Source organism: Ereboglobus sp. PH5-5 (genome assembly GCF_029504805.1).
Classification (GTDB): Bacteria; Verrucomicrobiota; Verrucomicrobiia; order Opitutales; family Opitutaceae; genus Ereboglobus.
In genome coordinates this window covers 65,286-85,733 of sequence record NZ_JAQFIT010000015.1, presented here as the reverse complement: position 1 = coordinate 85,733, position 20,448 = coordinate 65,286, and the positions used below count along the sequence as shown (strand labels likewise).

Sequence of the window (20,448 nt, the reverse complement as noted above, 5' to 3'; positions counted from 1 at the left end):
CCTATCCATGAAAACAAGTCTTCAAAAAGCATTTATCATCGGAGCCACCTCCGGCATCGCACAAGCGCTTGCCGAGCGGCTTGCGGCGGCGGGCGCAACGCTGTTTCTGGCGGGTCGCTCCGGGGCAAAACTTGACATTATGGCGCGTGACTTGCGGCTGCGTCACGGGGTGAAAGTGGAGGTGGAGGCTGTGGTTTTTGAAGAGAGTGCGAATCACGGCCAAGTGGTCCGGCGCGCATGGGAGTGGCTGGGCGGCATGGATGCGGCCTTCATTTGCCACGGCGTTCTCAAAAATCAAAAAGACTGCGAGCGTGATTTCGACGAGGCGTTGCATTCCTTTCAAATCAACCTGTTGAGCGCGATTTCTTTTGCCGGGGAAATTGCCAACCACATGGAGACCGCGCGGCATGGCTCACTCGTGGTAATCTCCTCGGTGGCCGGCGATCGGGGCCGCCAGAGCAACTACATTTACGGCTCAGCCAAGGCCGGATTAACCGTTTTTCTTCAAGGACTGCGCAACCGGCTGTCCCCGGCGGGAGTGCGGGTGCTTACCGTCAAACCGGGCTATGTGGACACGCCGATGGCCGCGCATATCCGCAGCCCGTTGAAAGTGTCCGCCGACCGTGCGGCAGGAAACATTGTGCGCGCGGCGGAGAAAAAACGCGACGTGATTTACACTCCCTGTTTCTGGCGCTTGATCATGTTTGTAGTGAGGTCGATTCCTGAATTTATCTTCAAACGAATGAAGCTATGAGCGCACATAATGTTTATCCATCATCGTCATCCCAATCCCCAGGGCCGGCCGCCCGGCCTGATTCCAAGCAAGCGCTCATCACGGTGGTGACGCCGCTTTGGAACGAGAGCGACACGATTTCCGCCCTCGCCGCCGCGCTGCGAAAATTATTTCAGGACACCTCGGTCAAATGGGAGTGGCTGGCGGTGAACGACGGCAGCAGTGATGACACGGCGGCGCGTGTGCGCAAAGAAATGCGCGGCATGGAGGGCGCGCGACTCGTGTGCCTGACGCGCAACTTCGGACAGCAGGCGGCCTATCGCGCGGGATTGGACCACGCCAGCGGGGATGCCGTGGTTTTTCTCGATGCCGACTTGCAGGACCCCCCGGAGTTTATTCCCGAAATGATCGCCCGCTGGCGCGAAGGCGCGCGACTGGTTGTGGGACGTCGGCGTTCGCGCCCCGAGCGCGGTGTTCGCGGGCTGCTGCTGCGGGGCTTCCATGTGATTTTTGGCCGGCTGACCAACAATGTGATGCCCCGGGACAGCGGAACCTTCGGCCTCATGGACCGCGTGGTTGTGGATGAATTAAAACGGCTCCCCGAGCGCAATTTGTTTTTGCCGGCGCTGCGTTGCTGGCTCGGTTACCGGCAGGCGACAGTCTGGTATGACCGCCACGAGCGGGCGGGGACGCCAAAGCAGACCTACGCAAAGCTATTCAACTACGCATGGAACGGAATCACCAGTTTCAGCGAAATACCGCTGCGTTTCATCTCTTGGCTCGGCCTGTTCCTGTGTTTCTTCGGGACGCTTTGCGCCATGCTGGTGCTAGTGCAACGCATCGGGCAGTGGTTCGGTTTGTGGACGGAACGGATGGTTATGGGCTTTGCCACGCAAACGGTGGGCATCTTTCTGCTTGGCGGCGTGCAATTGTTATGCCTCGGCATCGTTGGCGAATACATGGCGCGAATCTTTCGCGAGATCAAAGGGCGCCCCCACTACCTCGTGGAGGAGATAATTGAGGAAAAGTCCAATCCGAAAAAAATTTAATGAACACCAATCCCGACAACACGCCTGACACACCGTCACCGACGGCAACCGGCGACCGCCGCTGGCGGGCAATAATCATCGCTGGCGCGCTATTGGCGACGGCGTTCCTGTCGTTTTGGAATTTGGGAACCTACTCGTTGTGGGGTGATGAGGCGCTGACGGCGCTGGTAAGCGAGAGCGTGGCGGAAACGGGAGACACGTCGGCACTGTTAAAAAACGGCAACATCGTGGCCTGGCTGAATGGACGCGAGCTGGTTGGCCAGAAAATTCGCGCCATGCCCCCGGCGATGTATTATGCGACGGGCGCCTCATTTTTTGTGTTTGGCGTCGGCAACTGGCAGGCGCGACTGCCGTTCGCCCTGGCTGGGCTGGCAACTGTGGCGCTGATGTTGTTTTGGGCGAGGCGGGCGAGCCTTCGCTATCTGCTGGCGCTGGCGCTGGGCATGGTTGGCAATGTCTCGTTTTTTTTGTATGCGCGCAACTGCCGCTATTATGCGCTGGCGATGCTGGCAACCGTGGTAATTGCGTGGTGCTACTGGCATTGGGATGGACGCAAACGCTGGCTCGCAGGCCTGGCCGCCGCGTCGTCATTACTGTTTGCCTCCCATTACACAATGTATGTGATGGTTTATGCCGCGCTGTTCGTGGATTTTCTGGTGTGGCGCCGTCGTGAGCGACGGATGTCCATCGGCGACTGGCTGGTTGTCTGGATGCCGCAGATTATAATCAACACATTCGTTTTCCTCGTTTGGTGCCCGCTCAAAACCGGGACCAGTGGCAATTTATGGGTGAATAAATTGACGGATTGTTTCGTGCTTTGGTGGTGGCACCTGCGCGACATCAATGTTGTGGAATTTCTCTCCTGGCCGGTAATCCTGCTGGCTTTCGTTGTGAGCGTGGCGAGGATAAAAAAAACACCGTTTCCGACCATGGCGCTGCGTGCGCTGATCGGTATTGTGACAATGACGCTTGTATTGACCGGCATTACCACGCAGTTGGTCTCCTCCACCCAAGTCGCCGACGTGCGCTATCTGCTCCCCGCGCTGCCGCTCGGTGTTGCGCTGACAGCGTGGGCGGTGTGCCGCCTTTCATTTGGGCGCATGGCCGTGGTGCTGCCGTTGGCGGCGCTGGTGTTTTTCAGCAACATCACCCACGGAGGCATGTTTTTCAAATGGTGTGGCGCGAGATCGACCACATGGTGCTACGTCAAGGAACTCATCAATCCCAATCCAGAGCCCTACCGCCCCGTTGCCGACTGGCTTAACGCTCATGCCTCCCCTGGCTCCACCGTGTATGTCAGCAACGGATTGGACGGTTGTTATCCATTGATGTTTTTGGCGCCAAAGTTGATCTATGCGTGGCAACTCGATGACCGCGCCAATCCGGAACTCGCCTCATTGCCGGCGGCGCATTTCAGAGGGGAGGAGCTTCCCGACTGGGTGGTGGCTTTCGGCCCGCATTATCTGCGAGAATTAGAGATGGTCATGTCCCGTTATAATCGCCAGCCCGGGCGCTACGTTCTGATAAAGAAAGTGGATGTGTTATGGAAAGACCTCTACCGCCCCGAACTTTTCTGGCGCAGATTCGAACCGATAACCACCTATAATCACAACCAGGATGTGGTGTTTATTTTCAAACGCGACAGGTGAACGCCTTGAACCTATGATCAAATCAGGAGACAGGTTTTGCATATTTTTTATAATCTCGCCAGCAACTCACCAGCAGGCTTAGCGCCATTAACAAACCCGCGCACGACGCCGCACAATACCAGCCCAGTTTTACCGGCCAGAAAGAAAACGTCACCTCATGCGCGCCGGGGGGGACAAACACGCCGCGAAACATGTAATTCACCCGATGTATTGGAGTTTCTTTGCCATCAATGGTCGCGCTCCAGCCGGGATACCACGCGTCACTCACAACGAGCAATTGTGTTTTCTCACCGTTGGTCTTGAACTCAAGTCGGCTGTTGCTCTCTTTCGTCACCGTCAGGGAACCCGAAAAAGATTGCATGGTTCGCGGAGGCAGGGTGCTGGACGTGCCGCGCCCGCGCAACAGGCTCGTTTCTTCAATGGCTGGCCGCGCATGCAGTTGCAAATTCGGAACGAGTTGTAAATACCTTAGCGCCTCGCCATCGCTGGCAACCGGATGCCAGTCCTGATACAGGGCGAATCGAGGAATCGCCGCCGGCCTCGTCACAACCCGCGCCTCCCTTTTCGCCCCTCCCCAAAGAATATTGGGCCACTGCTCGCCGGCGACGATCCATTTTACTCCTATTGCATTCAAAAAATTTTTTTTAGCAGTCTCATCGCCCGAATATATGTTTTGCATCCATATATTATATTTCAGCATTTTAATGCCGTTTTGATACAATATATGCACGTTCGGATACGGATACCATGCCGCGTTGACACCTGACTCCATCGCCCATTCATAAATGTCGACGCGGGGATCGGCGTATAAATACTGGTGCGCGCCTTCATATAAGGAAAATGCCCGAAACCGGCTGTCGGCGGCATGCCGGGTCATGGCCGGCACACGGTCATACACCCCGACGGGCGCGGTTGGCTGCACCGGACGCGAGACTATGATCAAATTGATCGCCGCCAGCCCGATCGCAATCAATGGCGTTGCGCGGCTGGCGCCCCGCCACAATGTCCATATTATCCAGCCCAGCGCCAGCACCAGAAAAGCACAGGACCACCGCAAACTGGGCAGCACGGCGGCCAGTTTTTCGTCGGGGACCGGCGCGCCTTTGTAATTAAAAAGCGCGGGCATTCGCGATGGATCCATGATGACGTATACCAACAAAATCACCGCCAGTCCGGCCAGCAATGCCTCGGCGCACAATACCAGAACCGCGCGTTTTTCAAGCGGCTTGCGGTTTTTTAGTATATACTGGACGCCGAGCCCGACGAGCGCCACTTCGCCCATGAGCACCAAAAGCAGGAACTTGGAGGCAAAGCGCAATTTATTCATCATGGGCACATATTTCCACATCAAGGGATATATCGGTGTGTTGTCGCCGAGGGAAATGATCAGGCCGAACGCCGCCAAAATGACACCCCAAATCAGCAACACACGCTCCGCGCGACTGCGTTCGCGCCAGCGCGAGAGAAATGCAAACGGCAGCGCCAGCAATGCCAGCGCCCCCGTGTAAAATGTGCCGATGCAAAATTCATACGTGCCCGGGGACCAATAAACATCGGGAAAGCCCGGGCGCCCCCCGATCATCGGGAATATCGCTTTCAATAAATGCGCGCCCGACAATGAAGCCATGTCAAACCGCGCGTCGAACGACATGGCCCGCTCTGTGAATGGCAGAAAGCTCCACATCAACCCCAGTTGCGGCACCACAATCAACATGGCTATAAAGCCCCCGATGCCACAAAACAAACTCATCGAAAGCAACAGTCGCCAACTTTTTTCAATGGCAGCCGTCAATATGATAAACAATAAATATCCGAGGAAAGGATAGGCGAAAAACTCGTGGTAACTTGCGCAATATGACAGGACGAACAGAAAAGTCAGCGCAACCATTAGCCCGCGGTGTCGCCATAGAAGGGATATTGTTCCGGTCGTCCGCCCCCCCTCCTCCTTGGCGATGTGATAAAACCGCCCCAGAACACCAAGAATAAAAAAAATCCAGGGCATAGCAGCTAGGGCGATCAGAAATTCCAGATACGCCATCGTGAAGGTGCTGAACATGATGCTGATCGCCGCCACCATCGACGGTGTCCGCCCTATTTGCATTTGGCGCGTGAAAAAATAGACGCCAAGTCCCAAGAGCCACACATTCAAAAGGCAAAACAGATTGATCGCCCATCCGACCGAAAACATGGAAAAAACCAGCGAGAGTGGATAGAAAAAACCCGTGCCCGGATTTTCCATGTATGGTTTGCCCGCCCCTTGCGTATCCCAAAATGGAAAACTACCGTCCGCCAGTGTCTGCAAGCCATACAAGTCCGCTTTTATTATAAGAAAAAAGCCGTCACGCAGCAGGAAAGTTTTTCCTGTCAGGAACAAATCGGCAAAGAACACAAACGTCAGCAGTAACAAGATCACCGCCGGGGAGCGCAATACTGCCAGTCCTGATTTGCGAAAGGTGTGCATTCGGGACAAAAGGAACAACAAGCCCATTGGCGTCAATGGTTTCGTTTTTCGCTCGCTGTTCAAAAGGATAGACAAATCCGCGGGCATGGGCACTGTTTTCCAGATGAAAGTTGTCATCCTCTGCGGCGGCAAAGGCACCCGCTTGCGCGAAGAAACTGAATACCGCCCCAAGCCCATGGTTCCCATCGGGGGACGGCCCATCCTCTGGCACATTATGAAAACCTATGCCCATTATGGGCACAAGGAGTTCATCCTCTGCCTTGGTTACAAAGGTCACATGATTAAGGAGTTTTTCCGCAACTACATGTGGAATACCTCGGATGTTTCCCTCATGCTCGGCACCAAGCCGGAGGTGCAGTTTCACGATGTTCATGATGAGGTGGATTGGAAGGTCACACTCGCCGAAACTGGCGAAGAATCAATGACCGCCTATCGCGTCAAACTCATTCAACGCTATATCCCCGCCGACGAACCGTTTCTGCTGACCTATGGCGACGGTCTCGCCACCATCGACATCAACGCCTCCATAGCTTCGCATCGCAATGCCGGCAAGGTGTGCACCATTTCCGCCGTGCATCCCGCCGGACGTTTCGGCATCATCAGCATCGGCGATGGCGGCGGCATCCACCAATTCACAGAAAAACCCCAGTTTGAGGAATCCTACGTCAACGGCGGGTTCATGGTCTGCGATCATCGCATGTTCAATTATTTGCCCGACAACCCGCGAATCATGCTGGAGCGCCAGCCGATGGACGATCTCGTGCGCGACGGTCAGCTCAACGCATACCGGCACGAGGGTTTCTGGCAACCGATGGACACCTATCAGGAAACCCAGTATCTTGATCAATTGTGGACTTCAGGCAAAGCGCCGTGGAAAGTTTGGTGACACATGAGTCCTGATGACATTAAAAGTTTTTCCGGCGTATTCTTGAATAAACGCGTGCTAATTACCGGGCACACTGGATTTAAGGGTGCATGGCTCACTGAATGGCTGCTGGCCCTTGGCGCCGATGTCCACGGTTTCTCCCTGCCCCCGCCAACAACGCCCGCCCTGTTCGATCAACTCGACCTCGCGCCACGTCTTGGCTCGCGCCACCGCATCGGCGACATTCGCGACCGGGCGCTCGTCCGCGACACAGTCGCCTCCATTCGTCCTGAATTCATATTTCACCTCGCGGCGCAGTCACTCGTGCGCCATTCTTATCGGGAACCCGTTGAAACCTATGACACCAATATCATGGGCACTGTGCATGTGCTTGATGCCGCCAGGCTTGCCGCCAACCCCTGCGCCATTGTTGCTGTTACGACCGACAAGTGTTACGAAAATAAAGAATGGCTCCACGCCTATCGCGAAGAAGATCCGATGGGGGGGCATGATCCCTATAGCGCCTCGAAAGGCGCCGCGGAACTTGTAATCCAATCCTACCGCCAGGCATTCTTCGCCAGTGCCGGGTCACCGATACGGCTGGCCTCGGCGCGCGCTGGCAACGTTATCGGTGGCGGGGACTGGGCTGCGGATCGCATCGTGCCGGATTGCATCCGCGCCCTTGTCCGCAAGGAACCTATCCCCGTGCGCAATAAAATCGCCACGCGGCCTTGGCAGCATGTGATGGAACCGCTTGGAGGCTATCTCTGGCTAGCGGTGGCACTTTCCGGTCAATTGCCCGGGCGTTTTCACTTTCCGGCAACCGCCTACACTGGCGCTTTCAATTTTGGGCCGCACCCCGAGGCGAACCGCACAGTTGCCGCGCTCGTGCAAGAAATTCTCAAGCACTGGCCCGGCCAATGGAGCGATCAAAGCGATCCCAAGGCCCCGCATGAAGCCTCCCTTCTCAACCTTGCCATTGACAAAGCCCGGCACCTTCTCGAGTGGAAACCCGTGTGGAATTTTGAGGAGACGGTCGCGCATACGATTGAGTGGTATCGCATTGCAGCCGAGCAGCCTTCCAATGCCGGTGCGCACACACGACACCAAATTTTAAACTACACGGCAAACGCAGCCGCCAAGCACTTGCCCTGGACTTGACGTGCCACACCGTCTTTAGCACACACGACACAGCATGAAGATCGTTCTCACCGGAGCCACCGGCTTCATTGGCAGGCACCTTTGCAAGGCATTATTCGCCACACCTCACACAGTCACAGTGCTTTGCCGCGACACTGCCAGTCCCGGCTTGGACTGGCTGGCCGGGCAGGGCGTCGTCCCGTCCGCCATTGCAGTCGATTTGGACTCCGCGGGCGACGATATTTACGAACGCATAGGCGCGCCGGATGTGCTTATTCACCTGGCATGGGAAGGGGTCGGAAATGTTCAATCCCCCTTGCACATGACCAGGGAACTGCCCCGCCACTTCACTTTCCTGTCGCGGCTGATCGAAGGCGGCTTGCCCAGAATGGTGATCGCCGGCAGCTGCTCCGAGTATGGGCTGCAAAACGGCTCCTTGAAGGAAACGCAACCATGCCACCCCTCGACATGGTATGGCTTGGCCAAATACAGCCTGTTGCGCCAGCTTGAGTTCATGCAATCCGGGCGTTCCTTTGAATTGCTGTGGACGCGTCCGTTTTACACCTACGGTGAAGGGCAAAACCCCAATTCTCTTTACCCCCAACTGATGCGCGCACTCGCAAAAAAAGAGCGCTCATTTCGCATGTCCGGAGGTGAACAGTTGCGCGATTATTTACCAGTGAAGGAAATGGCTCGCATGTTATGCGACCTCGCCACCTCCAAACGCACGGGCGTCGTGAACGTCTGCTCCGGTCGCCCGACCACCGTCCGGCGCATGGTGGAAAACTGGCTTGCGGAGCACAACGCCAGCATCGCGCTGGACCTGGGTCATTATCCATATCGTGATTTCGAGCCCTTTGCCTTTTGGGGGGACGCCGAACGCCTGCGTAATTATCTTAGCATATGAAAACCATCACTGTAGTCAGCGGTTGTTACAATGAAGAGGCAAACCTACCCGATTTGATCAGCAGGGTTTTCGCTGTTGCCAAAAAATTTCCGCAATACAACTGGGAATACATTATAATAGACAACTGCTCCACTGATAAAAGCGGTGATGTGCTGCGCGCGTTCGCTGGCGAGGACCGGCGCATCAAGGTGATCTTTAATGTGCGCAATTTTGGCTTTGTCCGCTCGTTTCACCATGCGTTGCTGCAAGCGCGTGGCGACGCGGTCATCTACCTTGCGTCCGATTTGCAGGATCCTCCCGAGATCATCGAACAATTCATCCCGTTGTGGGAGCAGGGGCGCAAGGTTGTCGCCGCCATCAAGAACCGAAGCAAGGAATCGCGACTCATGTTCGCCATTCGCAGTTTTTATTACGATTTGATAGGAAAGCTTGCGGATGTGACCCTGCTGAAAAATTTCACCGGGTTTGGACTCTATGACAGGGAGGTTATTCAGCACCTGCGCGAGATGGGCGACCCCTATCCCTATTTTCGCGGCCAGATAAGCGAGCTCGGATATCCGGTGGCGACCATTGATTTCGAACAGCCGGTGCGCAAGCGCGGCAAAAGCAGTTTTAATTTCTACGCGCTCTACGATATCGCGATGCTGGGCTTTACCAGTCACACCAAAGTGCCTTTGCGACTGGCCGCCTTTACCGGTTTCATCCTGGCGGCCCTTTCTTTTTTAACAGGCATGGTATATCTGGTGTTCAAACTGATCTATTGGTATCAATTTTCCATCGGCATTGCGCCCCTGGTCGTGGGGTTCTTCTTTCTTGGCGCCGTCCAGCTCATCTTTATCGGCATTTTGGGTGAATATATAGGAGCGATCCACACAAAGGTCACCAAACGCCCGCTCGTCGTGGAGCGGGAGCGCCTCAACTTTTAATAAATAAGAGCGGGCCTCCAAAAAATTCCAGCCAAAAACTCTTTTAAACTTCAATATGACCCCGAAGGAAAACGATAATAAGCCTGAATTTGATCAGTATGCTGATTCCTATAAAAAATTTCACAAAAAAAGCATAGGGTTTTCCGGTGAAAACTTGGATTATTTTGCCAAATATAAAATTGAGGATGTTTATAAAATTGCGCTGAAAAAAAAGCGCTCCGGAAACATTTCAATACTGGACTATGGCTCCGGAACAGGCGCGTCCGTGCCTTACTGGAATGCTTTTTTTCCGGATGCCAATTTGGTGGCCGCTGACGTTTCCCCGGAAAGCCTGAACAGGCTTTCCGCCGCTTTTCCCAAATGCAAAACGCTTTTTCTGGATTCAAATGTGATCGCTGCCCCGGATAATACATTTGATATAGTTTTCGCGGCATGCGTGTTCCACCACATTGACCATGCGGATCACATCCCGATCTTGGGAGAAATAAGGCGTGTGCTAAAGCCGGGCGGCTTCTTTATTATATTCGAGCACAACACGCTGAACCCGCTGACATTATACGCTGTCAGCAGGTGCGAGTTTGATATCAACGCAAAACTGGTCCATTTTTGGAGGGCGAAAAAAATAATGCGCGCTGCCGGCCTTCAAAAATGCGCAACCCGGTTCAGGGTGTTTTTCCCGGGGTATTTGTCATTCCTCAGACCTCTTGAAAAATACACGTCGTGGATTCCGTTCGGGGGGCAATATTATGTGTGCGGCACGAAGATATAAAGGTCGCTGGCTACCATTTCGCCGGACACCGGCATGTCGCGTGCTTTTTGTATATTATGTTCTCCACGGCAAAAAGCATCACCCGGCACTGTCGTATTGGGATGCCACGAGGCGCTCCACCATGCTGTCGAAGTTTACGGTTCGGGACCAGTTTAGCTGTTTTTCAGCCTTGGCGGGGTTGCCGCATGGGGCGACCGGTTCAGCGGCGGTCATCAAGGAGGGGTCTTGTTTCACGTGGTCGCGCCAGTTCAGGCCGACGCATTGGAAGGCTTTTTCGACAAGGTCGGCCACACTGTGCAGCTCGCCTGTCGCCAGGATGTAGTCGTCGCATTGATCGGCTTGAAGCATCCGCCACATGCCTTCGACATAGTCGGGCGCCCAGCCCCAGTCGCGTTGCGCCGTCATGCTGCCCAGTTTTAGCTCCGCCTGGAGCCCCTTTTTTATGCGCGCCGCGGCGCGGGCGATTTTCATGGTGACGAAGGACTCGTTGCGGCGGGGGGATTCGTGGTTGTAGAGTATCGCCGAACACGCCGGGAGCTTGTGGGCGGTCCGGTAGATGCGCGTCATCTGCTGCGCGAAGGCCTTTGCCACGCCATAGGGCGTGGCGGGATTGACGGGCGTCTGCTCGTCCTGGCGGGAATTGGCGGGCGTGCCGAACACCTCGGCGCTGGATGCGTTGAAAAACCGGGTCGGGTGTTGCAGATCGCGCAGGATTTCCAGCAGCCGCAGCGTGGCAATCCCAACGCTGCTTGCCGTGACTTCAGGCAGTTCGAAACTGAGGCGCGGGCTGGACTGGCCGGCAAAGTGGTAAAACTCATCGGGCTTCGTCCGGTCGATGATGCGTCGCAGATGCGTGAGTTCCTCGAATGAGCCGGCGTGGAGAAACAGGCGCTTGCCGAGGATGGCGGGGTCGGCGACCAGGTGGCGAAGGTTGCCGTTGGCGGCGGACTCGAGCGGCGTCACAAGCCCGTGCACCGCGTAGCCTTTTTCCAAAAGCAACTCGGTGAGATACGAGCCATCCTGTCCGGTGATTCCGGTTATGAACGCATTTTTTTCGGGCATGTTGCAAAGAAGGCTTGGGCGGGTTGCGAAAAGCCTAAAGCGTTAAAAGGAGCCTCCGCCGTTTGTGTTTCTGCGCATGTCGGCTTCGACCATCATCTGGCAAAGTTGCTCAAGCGTGGTCTTCGGCTCCCAGCCAAGGACCTCTTTTGCCTTTGCCGGGCTGCCGATGAGCAAATCGACCTCGGCGGGACGGTAGAACTTTGGATTGACGCGCACGAGGAGTTTTCCCGTGGAGGCATCCTCGGCGATTTCCTGCTCGTCCTTGCCCTTCCACTGGAGCGTGATTCCGACGGCCTTGAACGCCATGATCACAAAATCGCGAACCGTCTCGGTGCGTCCCGTTGCCAGGACAAACGTGTCGGGCTCGGGCGCTTGAAGCATCCGCCACATGCCCTCGACGTATTCCCCGGCGAAGCCCCAGTCGCGCTTGGCGTTGAGGTTGCCGAGCTCGAGCACGTCGAGCGTGCCCAGCTTGATTCTGGCGGCGGCGTCCGTGATTTTGCGCGTCACAAACTCGCGCCCGCGCAGAGGCGACTCGTGGTTGAACAAGATGCCGCTGGCTCCGAAAATGCCGTAAGATTCGCGATAGTTGATCGTGATCCAGTGCCCGTAGAGTTTCGCAACGCCATAGGGGCTGCGCGGGTGGAAGGGCGTTGTTTCCGACTGCGGAATGGCCTGAACCTTGCCGAACATTTCGGAGGTGGAGGCTTGGTAAAACCGAATCTGCGGGTTCACGATCCTGATGGCCTCGAGCAAATTGAGCGGGCCGAGCGCGGTGATTTGCGCGGTGGTGGCGGGCTGCTCAAAGGACACGCCGACAAAACTCTGGGCGGCGAGATTGTAGATCTCCGTCACGTTGGCCGTCTGCAAAAGCCGGATCGTCGCGCCCAGATCCGTCAAATCATATTCGACAAGCTGCAAGTTGGGATGCCCGGTGACACCCAGCTCCTCAAGCCGCCAAAAATTAACGGAGCTGGTGCGTCGATATGCGCCAAAAACCTTGTAGCCTTTTCCGAGAAGCAACCTGGCGAGATAAGCGCCGTCTTGGCCGGTTATTCCAGTGATGAGTGCGGTATTGTAAGCCATGTTGATAAATAAAAAAATCAGCTACACGAAAAAATTGAGAATCTCGTAAGGAAACGAAAAAGAGATTTAGGGCGAGTCCTTATTAAATGCAAAAAACGTCGTCGTGGGCATTCGCCGGACTATCCGCCGAAGAGGCGCGCGAAATTTTGCGCGAGAGAAACGCCGAGCGCCGCCGGCCCAACCTCTCGCGCGCCGGCGAGTCCGGCATGCGTGTCGGCGATGTTGGCGGGATGGTTCAGTTTATCGTCGGGCGCAGAAAATGAAAACGGGCGGTATTTCGCGGGCGCGGGCATGGCGGGCGCGTCGGTTTCGACCAGAATGCGCTCGACGGGGATTTGGCGGAAAACTTCGCGATGGCGGGTGTTTTTTTCTGATAGAAACGAACCGTTGAAGGAGAAATAGGCGCCGAGCTTGATGAATTGCGGGAGCATTTCGACCGGGCCGCTGTAGGCGTGCAGGAGAAAACCGCGCACGGGGAGCGGCGTGGTTTCGAGGATTTTTAGAAGCAGGCCGAAGGCGTCGAGGCAGTGGATGCTCGCGGCAAGATTGCGCTCGGCGGCAAGCGCGAGTTGGGCGCGAAAAACTTCGGCTTGTTCGTCGAGCGGAGCGCGGCGGAGCCCGGCGAGACGCGGATCGTCGGGACGCGCGCGATCAATTATCCAGCGATCGAGGCCGATTTCGCCGATGTGCGCGCCGGGATTGGCGTCAAGGGTGGCGCGGAGTGTGTCGAACCAGTTTGGCGTGCGGTTGCCGGCATCCCACGGGTGCAGGCCATGGCTGGGGAGGACAAATTGGTAACGGCGGGCGAGCGCGGTGACATCGGGCCAATCGGCTTCGCAGGTGCCGTTGACGACGGCGCGTTCAAGTCCGATTTCGGCATAGGCCGCGGCGATCTCGTCGAGGTGCGGCGCGAGTGCGGGGTCTTGCAGGTGATTGTGGGCGTCGTGATACAAAAGGCTGAAAGACTGAAGAGCTGAAGGGCTGAAATCGGAAAACTTGAAGATTTTAAGGCGTAGTTTGTCTTGGATTAATTCAGCCTTTTAGTCTTTCGGCCTTTTCCTTGATTCGTTTTTGCACGGCGAGCAGGCCGGCGCGACGGGTGGGCGAGAGGTTTTGGGCGAGGTGGAGTTTTTCCAAAAGCTCCGGCTGAAATGTGGCGGCGTCGGCGGGATCGGTGTCGTCGTGGAGTTCGCAGATGAGCGCGACCAGGCCTTTGACGAGCGGGGATTCGGCGTCGGCGCGCACACGGAGGCGGCGCGTGACCGGATCAAGTTCGACAACGAGCCACACGGTCGAAACGCAGCCGGGGACATGGTTGGCGTCGATGCGTTCGGCGGGATCAAGCGCGGGCGCGCGGGTTGCATGCGCCACGACGGCGGCGAGCCGTTCCTGCGGATCGGGAATAATCAGGAAGTCGTCGATGAGGCGTTGTTGTTTTTCGGCGAGGGTCATGCGGAGCGGTCGGCGAAGTCACGGGCTGGCGGCCCGGGCCACTTTTTAGAACTCCACATCGCGACAGAGGGTTTCGATGTGTTGCGCGAGTTGCTTGATTTGGTTTGCTGCGAGCCTGGGCGGCAGCGTTTCGAGGTGGAGGGGGATTTGCGCGGGTGTGAGCACGCGCACGGCACTGTTGGCGGCGGAGTCCGTCAGCTCGACGCGCCAGCCGGGGAATGTGAGGATGGCGTGCGCGGGCACATTTGGAATGCCGGTTTTGGCGATGGTTTTTTCGAGCCAAAGCGCGTTGTTCGCAGCCCGGGAAATGCCGAAGGTGTCCTCTCCCCACGGGTAGGCGAGTTGCGCGCCGTCGTAGATGATTTTGCCGTCGGCGCGGCCTTCGCGCACGGGGCCTTTGCGGCGGGTTTTGGTTTCGATGGCAAAAACACCGGCGGGGCAAATCACGACGTGGTCAATATTGACGCGGCCCTGCTCCGCCGAAACCGGAACGTCGTGAAAAACGCAGGCTCCCTTTGCGCGCAGCGGGTCGAGGCTTTCGCTGACAATGCGCTCGCCGAAATAACCGAGGTAGAGGTTGCGGCGCTTGGAGAGGAGGCGCAGGAGGTGGATCGTCGAGTAGAGGGTCCAGATGAAAACAAGGGGCAGCACATACTGGATGAGGATGGCGACAAATCCGTCGAACGCCGTTTTTCCGGACAGGAGGTAGGCGCCCGCCGTGCTCGCGAGCATGATGAGCGGGAGTCCGAGGATGTTGAGCAGCCACGAGAAAAGTTTGTCGTCGATGGCGGCGATTTGCCGTTGGAGCGATTCACCGGGGCCGCGCAGGAGCTTGAAGCCGGGTGTGACGCGCTCGTTGTTGCGATTTTCCCGCCAGCGCCAGATGGCGTGGCAGAGCACAATGCACACGACGGTGCACAGGCAGAATATGAATGCGGGCGTTGTGATGAGATCCATTGAAATGGAGCGAAAGGTTATTCATCCAAAACTTCACGCACTTTTCTGGCAAGGATGTCGCGAGTGAAAGGTTTTTCGAGGAAATGCGCGGTGCTTTTTTGAAGGGAGGCGGTGACAAAGCCCGATATAAAGAGCACGCGCATCTCCCCGGAGTGCATGGCGCGCATGCGGTCCGCAAGCTGGCGTCCGCTGATGCCGGGCATGTTGATGTCGGTGATGAGGAGCCTGGCGTCGGCGAGCACGGTGTTCACATCGACGCGGTATTGCGTGAGGAGCGCCTCGCCCGTGCCATAGGCGCGCACGGTGTAGCCGAGTGATTCGAGGATGGCGGCGGTGACTTCGCGAATGGCTGCGTCATCCTCGACGAGAATGATCGTCTCGGCGCCGGTGGGCAGGTCGGGTTCGTCCGAGGGCGCGTCCGGCATGGCGCGCGGCGCGGGAATCGGCGGGTTGCTGTCGCGTTCGAGAAAGAAGGGCGACACCGAGGCGTCGGCGGGCGCGACTGTCCGCGCCGGCGCAATGTCGGGGAGGAGCAGCGTGAATGTCGTCCCCTTGCCTTGCGCGGTCTCAAAGCTGATTTTCCCGCGCGCGTTCTTAACGATGTTGGCGCAAGTGACCAGGCCGAGACCGGTGCCGCGGCTCTTGGGTTTTGTGGTGAAAAAGGGCGTGAAAATTTTATCCTGAATCTCGGGCGGTATGCCGGAGCCCGTGTCGGCGATGGAAATTTGCGCGTAACGGCCCGGCTCGAGCCCGTTGGCTTCCGAAGAGGCCGCGACCTCCGCGCTGGCAACACTGATCGTCAGGCTTCCACCCTTGGACATGGCGTCGCGGCTGTTGATGGCGAGGTTGAGGATGACCTGTTCGATTTGGTTGCGATCCACATAGGCGTAGACCGGCTCGGGGCCGAGCTTGAGCTCGAGGTGGATGCCGCTGCGAAGAAAGGCCGTGATGAGGTCCTTGAAATCGAGGATGAGGGCGTTGATGTCTATGCGGGCAATTTGCGTTGACTGGGTGCGGCTGAAGGTGAGGAGCTGGCGCACGAGCTTGGAGGCGCGAAGCGCGGCGTTTTCGATGCCGGCGGTGTGCGCGCGGAGCGTTCGCGTGGCGGCCTCGTTGAGCGAAAGCTGGGTGATGTCTTTTTGAAGAAGCTCGGTGTAACCGCAAATGGCAGTGAGCAGGTTGTTGAAATCATGCGCGATGCCGCCCGCGAGGAGCCCGACGGCCTCGACTTTTTGCGCCTGCAGGAGTTTCTGCTCGCTTTCGGCCAGCGCCTTCTCGGCGTGCTCGCGCTGGTGCACGGCGGCAAGGACGTTGGAAAGTCCCTGAATGAAATCAACGGCGTCCGAGGAAAACGTGCGGACGCTGCGCGTGTTGGCAAAAAAGTAGCCGTAAAGTTGCCCGCCCGACCCGACGGGGCAAATGAGCGAGGACTGGATACCCTTGCTGGCAAGGAGCTGCGCGAGCGGAAAATTTTCGCGGTCGTCGGCCAGTTGCATCGCGCGCGTGATTGAAAGCGCGGCGGGTTTGACATGGCCGAGCTCGGGCGGCGGGTTCTGGCCGAGCCGGCAGGCGAAAGCCTCGAGGGTGAGCTCGTGCGTGTCGTGGTTGAGCGAGGCGAGGTAGGCGCAATCGACGTGAAGCGTCTCAAGAATCACGTTGACCGCCTTGTGCGTGAGCTCGCCGAACTTGCGCACTTCGAGCGCGAGGCGTCCGTAGGCGGCGAGCGCGGTCTGCTTGAGCGCGCGCATCGCAAGCGTGTTTTCAAACTCGTGCTGGTCGTTAAAATCGATGCACACGCTTATGAAGCCGGCGAAATGGTTTTTCGAATCGTAGTAGGGCGACGCGTGCGAGATGATCCAGCGGTAAACGCCATCGTGCCTGCGCAGGCGATACTCGACGCGGTAGGGGGCGCGCGCGGCAAAATGTTTATTATGGCGCGCGCTGACCATGTTGCGCTCGTCCGGGTGGATGTTTTCATACCACTCATCGAAACGCTCGACCACATCCTCCCCGGTGTAGGAGCGCCATGCCTTGTTGAAGAAAAACCCGGTGCCCGAGGTGTTGGACATCCAAATGCAAATGGGCGAGTTGTCGCACATGCGGCGAAACTCTTTCTCAGCTTCACTAAGCGTGTCCCTGAAGAGTGTGTGCGATTTGGTCATGAGCGAATGCCGTGTGCGTGCGTGTGTTGAATTGCGGTGGACTATCAATGCGATATGCCAACGCGGTTATTTTTGCAAGAATTGGCAATGTCGGGCCCGCAATCTCAACGATAATGTGAAAAACCGCCGGTTTTTTAATTTCCGGCTTTTATTTTCCATTTTTCGGCACTCACTAGTATGTTTTTTCCAACGCCATGACCTACGACGAAATCGCCGCATCCCTGCCCGCCAAGGCCGTCACTTCCATCGACGGGCTGCCATTCCCAAAAATCGCCTCGGGAAAAGTCCGCGACATCTTTGACCTCGGGGACGCCCTGTTGATCACGGCCAGCGACCGGCTCTCGGCCTTCGACGTGATTCTTCCCGACGGGATTCCCGGCAAGGGCGTCATTCTCACGCAAATGAGCAACTGGTGGTTCGCGCAGGCGGCAAAGGCAAACATCGTGCCCAACCACCTGCTGCCCGACCAGCCGGGCGAGTTCGCGCGCCGCGGCATCAAGGATCGCGACCTGCAACTGCGCTCGATGATCGTGCGCAAACTCAAGCCCCTCACAATCGAGTGCGTGGTGCGCGGCTATCTCGTGGGCAGCGGTTGGGACTCCTATCAAAAAACCGGCGATGTCTGCGGCATCAAACTCCCCGCCGGACTGCGCCAGGCCGACAAACTGCCCGAACCGATTTTCACCCCGACAACCAAGGCGCCCAAAGGCCAGCACGACGAGCCGATCAACGACGCGCAAGGCGAGGCCGCGGTCGGCGCCGCGCTTTATCAAAAAGTGAAAGCCGCCAGCATCGCGCTCTACAAGCTCGGTCACGACCGCGCCAAGCAAGCGGGCATGATTCTCGCCGACACGAAATTTGAATTTGGCACCGACGAGGCGGGCAACCTAATCCTGATCGACGAGCTGCTCACGCCCGACTCCTCGCGCTACTGGCCCGCCGAAAGCTACGCGCCCGACCAATCGCCCCCGAGCTACGACAAACAATTCGTGCGCGACCACCTGCTCGCAATCAACTGGGACAAAAACCCGCCCGCCCCCCGCCTGCCCGAAAACGTGATCGCCGACACCCAGGCCAAATACCTGACGGCGTTGAAAAACCTGGTTGGGTAAAAACGGACGCGCATGCCTTTGCGGAGCGGCGGCTCGAACGGAGCGGCGATCTCCAGGTCGCCGGACGAGGCGCAACGCGCCTCGCAAAAAAGCAGTCATTCGAAAAACAAGAAAGGAAAGGCACGACTACGTCGTGTTCGGCGGCCTGGAGAACGCCGCTCCGTCAGCACATGCGCGCGCGTTCACCTTCGAATAGTATGAATTCGCCGTCGGGCAATTTCGCCTTTCCCGGATTTTTCCGAATGTAACGCACACAACGTCCAAAGTGCGCTTCGTCACGCACCATGCGATCGTAGTAATCTTTTTGCCAGCCGGGCCATTTTCCGGCCAACGCTTCCCTCAATTTGCGCGAGGTAAAACTTTTCCACGATTGCACCAAATCTGGGGCTTGCTCGCCGTTGAGCGTGGCAAAAACCGTATGCACGTGATTGGGCATGATGACAAATGCGAGCTGATGACAACGCACTCCCTCGAAGTGCTGCAACGCCCGGGCGACGAGCGCAGCGGCATCGGAATTTCGCAGCACGCAACCGCCCATGCCCGTATCAAGCCATGCCTCCATTTGGTTGGAAAACAACTGATGATATTCCGCTTCCTGCTCACTCGTGTGCGGTGGCGGATTATGTTTCAGCCACGCGTCGCGATCCCATATCCAGCGTTCGCGCAACTCGCGCGGAATCGAATCGGCGAGACGAAAGGTAACGAAATATGTCGCGCCCATTTGCTCCCAATGAGGCAGGCGGTTGCGGAGCATCGTTGTGTCCGCATAGGGGCTGAAGAAACGAAGTTCTTCCATATGGCGAAAAATGCGCGCGCAATAGTTTGAGGCAAGCGCAATGGCAGCGGAATTTGGAGAGCATGTTACGGAGCGGCGATCTCCAGGTCGCCGAACACGACGTAGTCGTGCCCTTTCTGCCTTTCTTGTTTTTCGAACGGTTTTTTTGCGAGGCGCGTTGCGCCTCGTCCGGCGTCCTGGAGAACGCCGCTCCGTGCGTGCTTATTTCGCGCCGAGTTGTTTCATTATTTCGCCGGTGAGGCGTTGCACGAGGGCCTCGACTTCGGGGTTTGCGCTCGGCTCGGCGGGGGCGGCGTCGGGAACCTGACACATCACGCCGGGGCGGAATTCGCTGTTGTCGCACAGTTCGCATTCCTTGAGGCCTTCGCGGTTGTCGGGCATGCCGAGGGCTTTGCGGATTTTGATAAACTCGCGCGCGTTCGCGCCGCCAACGCCGGAGCCGAGCTCGCCGCCGAGTTGCGAGGCGATCCAGACGGTCTGGCAGTAGGCGTCGGCGTTTTCCATTTTCCAATACGCGTCCTCGATGTCCTTGCCCCAGGTGATGACGCCGTGGTTGGCGAGGAGGACGCACTGGTTGTCCTTGCCGACTTCGCCGACGGTGTCGGCCATTTGTTGCGAGCCGGGGGTTTCGTAGCGGGCGATGGCGATTTTGCCGAGGAAGATGTCGGCCTCGGGAATGAGGCAGGTGGGGGGCTGCACTTTGGCGACGGCGAACGCGGTGGCGTGCGGGGGGTGCGCGTGGCAGCAGGATTTGCAGAGGGGCTGGCGCTTCATGATCGCGATGTGCGTCATGCACTCGCTGGTGCGTTTGCGCGCGCCGGCGAGTTGCTTGGCGTCCATGTCAACGAGGCAGATGTCCTCCATCTTCATGAAGCCTTTCGAAATGAGCGTGGGGGTGCAGAGCACGAGGTTGTCGCCGACGCGCACGGTGAGGTTGCCGCCGTTGCCGTCGGTGTAGTTGCGCGCCCACATGCGCTGGCCGATGTCAACCATGCGGTGCTTGATGGCGACGATGGCGGGCGAGTTGAAGAACGCGGCGATTTCGGCGGGCGTTTTCGGGTCGGCGCCGGGCGTCCATTTGTATTCGTAGTCGGGAACAACGGGGTCGTATTTTTTGCCGGGAATGCCCGCGACGGGCGCGGATGCGTAGCCGGATGCGGCGGAGCCGGACTTGGCGGCGGCGTTGAGCTTGGAGTGGCCGTGGTCGCGGAGATAATCGTGCGCGCCGGGTGTGAGGCGGGCATCGGCCGGGACGGGCTGGCCGTTGCGAATGAGTTTCTCGACGTCGCGTGCTGTGAGGAATTGTGCCATGGTGTGCGAGT

Annotated in this window: 18 protein-coding genes; 9 read left to right on the top strand and 9 right to left on the bottom strand. The window is 57.6% G+C overall.

Annotated features, from left to right (window positions below; translation table 11 throughout):
• The first annotated feature begins 7 nt into the window (after positions 1–7).
• From M2103_RS10950 to M2103_RS10940, 3 genes are read left to right on the top strand one after another with little or no spacing between them, the layout of a single operon-like run.
• On the top strand, positions 8–754 hold the full coding sequence (locus tag M2103_RS10950; protein WP_277510547.1) for an SDR family oxidoreductase: 747 nt from the start codon (positions 8–10) through the stop codon (positions 752–754).
• On the top strand, positions 751–1,782 hold the full coding sequence (locus M2103_RS10945) for a glycosyltransferase family 2 protein (RefSeq protein WP_277510546.1): 1,032 nt from the start codon (positions 751–753) through the stop codon (positions 1,780–1,782). Before M2103_RS10950 ends, M2103_RS10945 begins: the two co-directional genes overlap by 4 nt.
• Complete coding sequence (locus tag M2103_RS10940) at positions 1,782–3,431, top strand: glycosyltransferase family 39 protein (RefSeq protein WP_277510545.1); 1,650 nt, start codon at positions 1,782–1,784, stop codon at positions 3,429–3,431. The genes M2103_RS10945 and M2103_RS10940 overlap by 1 nt, the downstream gene beginning before the upstream one ends.
• 22 nt (positions 3,432–3,453) lie before the next feature.
• Here M2103_RS10940 and M2103_RS10935 read toward each other — a convergent pair whose 3' ends face one another.
• Positions 3,454–6,009, bottom strand: coding sequence for a YfhO family protein (locus M2103_RS10935; RefSeq protein WP_277510544.1), 2,556 nt, complete (start codon positions 6,007–6,009; stop codon positions 3,454–3,456).
• On the opposite strand from M2103_RS10935, the gene rfbF reads away from it, so the two are divergent.
• From rfbF to M2103_RS10910, 5 genes are read left to right on the top strand one after another with little or no spacing between them, the layout of a single operon-like run.
• The gene (gene rfbF, locus M2103_RS10930) at positions 5,996–6,778 is read left to right on the top strand and encodes a glucose-1-phosphate cytidylyltransferase (protein ID WP_277510543.1); all 783 of its coding nucleotides are present in this window, start codon (positions 5,996–5,998) and stop codon (positions 6,776–6,778) included. The genes M2103_RS10935 and rfbF overlap by 14 nt on opposite strands.
• A 3-nt stretch (positions 6,779–6,781) precedes the next feature.
• Positions 6,782–7,918 carry a CDP-glucose 4,6-dehydratase gene (gene rfbG / locus M2103_RS10925; protein ID WP_277510542.1) on the top strand — a complete coding sequence of 379 codons (1,137 nt, stop codon included), beginning with the start codon at positions 6,782–6,784 and terminating at the stop codon, positions 7,916–7,918.
• 34 nt (positions 7,919–7,952) lie between these two features.
• Positions 7,953–8,804 (top strand): NAD(P)-dependent oxidoreductase, encoded by an 852-nt coding sequence (locus M2103_RS10920; protein ID WP_277510541.1) that lies wholly within the window; start codon positions 7,953–7,955, stop codon positions 8,802–8,804.
• Complete coding sequence (locus M2103_RS10915; RefSeq protein WP_277510540.1) at positions 8,801–9,730, top strand: glycosyltransferase family 2 protein; 930 nt, start codon at positions 8,801–8,803, stop codon at positions 9,728–9,730. Before M2103_RS10920 ends, M2103_RS10915 begins: the two co-directional genes overlap by 4 nt.
• A gap of 55 nt (positions 9,731–9,785) precedes the next feature.
• Positions 9,786–10,499: a class I SAM-dependent methyltransferase gene (locus M2103_RS10910; protein WP_277510539.1), complete on the top strand. Its 714-nt coding sequence runs from the start codon at positions 9,786–9,788 to the stop codon at positions 10,497–10,499.
• A gap of 78 nt (positions 10,500–10,577) precedes the next feature.
• Here M2103_RS10910 and M2103_RS10905 read toward each other — a convergent pair whose 3' ends face one another.
• From M2103_RS10905 to M2103_RS10880, 6 genes are all read right to left on the bottom strand, one after another.
• On the bottom strand, positions 10,578–11,561 hold the full coding sequence (locus tag M2103_RS10905) for a GDP-mannose 4,6-dehydratase (RefSeq protein ID WP_277510538.1): 984 nt from the start codon (positions 11,559–11,561) through the stop codon (positions 10,578–10,580).
• 42 nt (positions 11,562–11,603) lie between these two features.
• Complete coding sequence (gene gmd, locus M2103_RS10900) at positions 11,604–12,647, bottom strand: GDP-mannose 4,6-dehydratase (protein WP_277510537.1); 1,044 nt, start codon at positions 12,645–12,647, stop codon at positions 11,604–11,606.
• Positions 12,648–12,766: 119 nt separating this feature from the next.
• On the bottom strand, positions 12,767–13,600 hold the full coding sequence (locus M2103_RS10895) for a TatD family hydrolase (protein WP_277510536.1): 834 nt from the start codon (positions 13,598–13,600) through the stop codon (positions 12,767–12,769).
• A gap of 79 nt (positions 13,601–13,679) precedes the next feature.
• On the bottom strand, positions 13,680–14,099 hold the full coding sequence (locus tag M2103_RS10890; protein ID WP_277510535.1) for a SufE family protein: 420 nt from the start codon (positions 14,097–14,099) through the stop codon (positions 13,680–13,682).
• A gap of 45 nt (positions 14,100–14,144) precedes the next feature.
• Positions 14,145–15,056: a nuclease-related domain-containing protein gene (locus M2103_RS10885; RefSeq protein WP_277510534.1), complete on the bottom strand. Its 912-nt coding sequence runs from the start codon at positions 15,054–15,056 to the stop codon at positions 14,145–14,147.
• A gap of 17 nt (positions 15,057–15,073) precedes the next feature.
• Entirely contained in the window at positions 15,074–17,218 is a 2,145-nt protein-coding gene (locus M2103_RS10880) for an ATP-binding protein (RefSeq protein WP_277510533.1), read from the bottom strand.
• Positions 17,219–17,412: 194 nt separating this feature from the next.
• Here M2103_RS10880 and M2103_RS10875 point away from each other — a divergent pair, with 194 nt between their 5' ends.
• Positions 17,413–18,330, top strand: coding sequence for a phosphoribosylaminoimidazolesuccinocarboxamide synthase (locus M2103_RS10875; RefSeq protein WP_277510530.1), 918 nt, complete (start codon positions 17,413–17,415; stop codon positions 18,328–18,330).
• A gap of 163 nt (positions 18,331–18,493) precedes the next feature.
• Here the strand turns inward: M2103_RS10875 and M2103_RS10870 are convergent, their stop codons facing one another.
• Positions 18,494–19,126 carry a transposase gene (locus M2103_RS10870; protein WP_277510529.1) on the bottom strand — a complete coding sequence of 211 codons (633 nt, stop codon included), beginning with the start codon at positions 19,124–19,126 and terminating at the stop codon, positions 18,494–18,496.
• A 201-nt stretch (positions 19,127–19,327) separates the two neighbouring features.
• The gene (locus M2103_RS10865) at positions 19,328–20,437 is read right to left on the bottom strand and encodes a class II aldolase/adducin family protein (RefSeq protein ID WP_277510528.1); all 1,110 of its coding nucleotides are present in this window, start codon (positions 20,435–20,437) and stop codon (positions 19,328–19,330) included.
• Between the last annotated feature and the right edge of the window lie 11 nt (positions 20,438–20,448).

Coding starts and splice junctions, on each gene's coding strand:
- M2103_RS10950 (WP_277510547.1), top strand. CDS start 8: ATGAAAACAAGTCTTCAAAAAGCATTTATCATCGGAGCCACCTCCGGC.
- M2103_RS10945 (WP_277510546.1), top strand. CDS start 751: ATGAGCGCACATAATGTTTATCCATCATCGTCATCCCAATCCCCAGGG.
- M2103_RS10940 (WP_277510545.1), top strand. CDS start 1,782: ATGAACACCAATCCCGACAACACGCCTGACACACCGTCACCGACGGCA.
- rfbF (WP_277510543.1), top strand. CDS start 5,996: ATGAAAGTTGTCATCCTCTGCGGCGGCAAAGGCACCCGCTTGCGCGAA.
- M2103_RS10935 (WP_277510544.1), bottom strand. CDS start 6,009: ATGACAACTTTCATCTGGAAAACAGTGCCCATGCCCGCGGATTTGTCT.
- rfbG (WP_277510542.1), top strand. CDS start 6,782: ATGAGTCCTGATGACATTAAAAGTTTTTCCGGCGTATTCTTGAATAAA.
- M2103_RS10920 (WP_277510541.1), top strand. CDS start 7,953: ATGAAGATCGTTCTCACCGGAGCCACCGGCTTCATTGGCAGGCACCTT.
- M2103_RS10915 (WP_277510540.1), top strand. CDS start 8,801: ATGAAAACCATCACTGTAGTCAGCGGTTGTTACAATGAAGAGGCAAAC.
- M2103_RS10910 (WP_277510539.1), top strand. CDS start 9,786: ATGACCCCGAAGGAAAACGATAATAAGCCTGAATTTGATCAGTATGCT.
- M2103_RS10905 (WP_277510538.1), bottom strand. CDS start 11,561: ATGCCCGAAAAAAATGCGTTCATAACCGGAATCACCGGACAGGATGGC.
- gmd (WP_277510537.1), bottom strand. CDS start 12,647: ATGGCTTACAATACCGCACTCATCACTGGAATAACCGGCCAAGACGGC.
- M2103_RS10890 (WP_277510535.1), bottom strand. CDS start 14,099: ATGACCCTCGCCGAAAAACAACAACGCCTCATCGACGACTTCCTGATT.
- M2103_RS10885 (WP_277510534.1), bottom strand. CDS start 15,056: ATGGATCTCATCACAACGCCCGCATTCATATTCTGCCTGTGCACCGTC.
- M2103_RS10880 (WP_277510533.1), bottom strand. CDS start 17,218: ATGACCAAATCGCACACACTCTTCAGGGACACGCTTAGTGAAGCTGAG.
- M2103_RS10875 (WP_277510530.1), top strand. CDS start 17,413: ATGACCTACGACGAAATCGCCGCATCCCTGCCCGCCAAGGCCGTCACT.
- M2103_RS10870 (WP_277510529.1), bottom strand. CDS start 19,126: ATGGAAGAACTTCGTTTCTTCAGCCCCTATGCGGACACAACGATGCTC.
- M2103_RS10865 (WP_277510528.1), bottom strand. CDS start 20,437: ATGGCACAATTCCTCACAGCACGCGACGTCGAGAAACTCATTCGCAAC.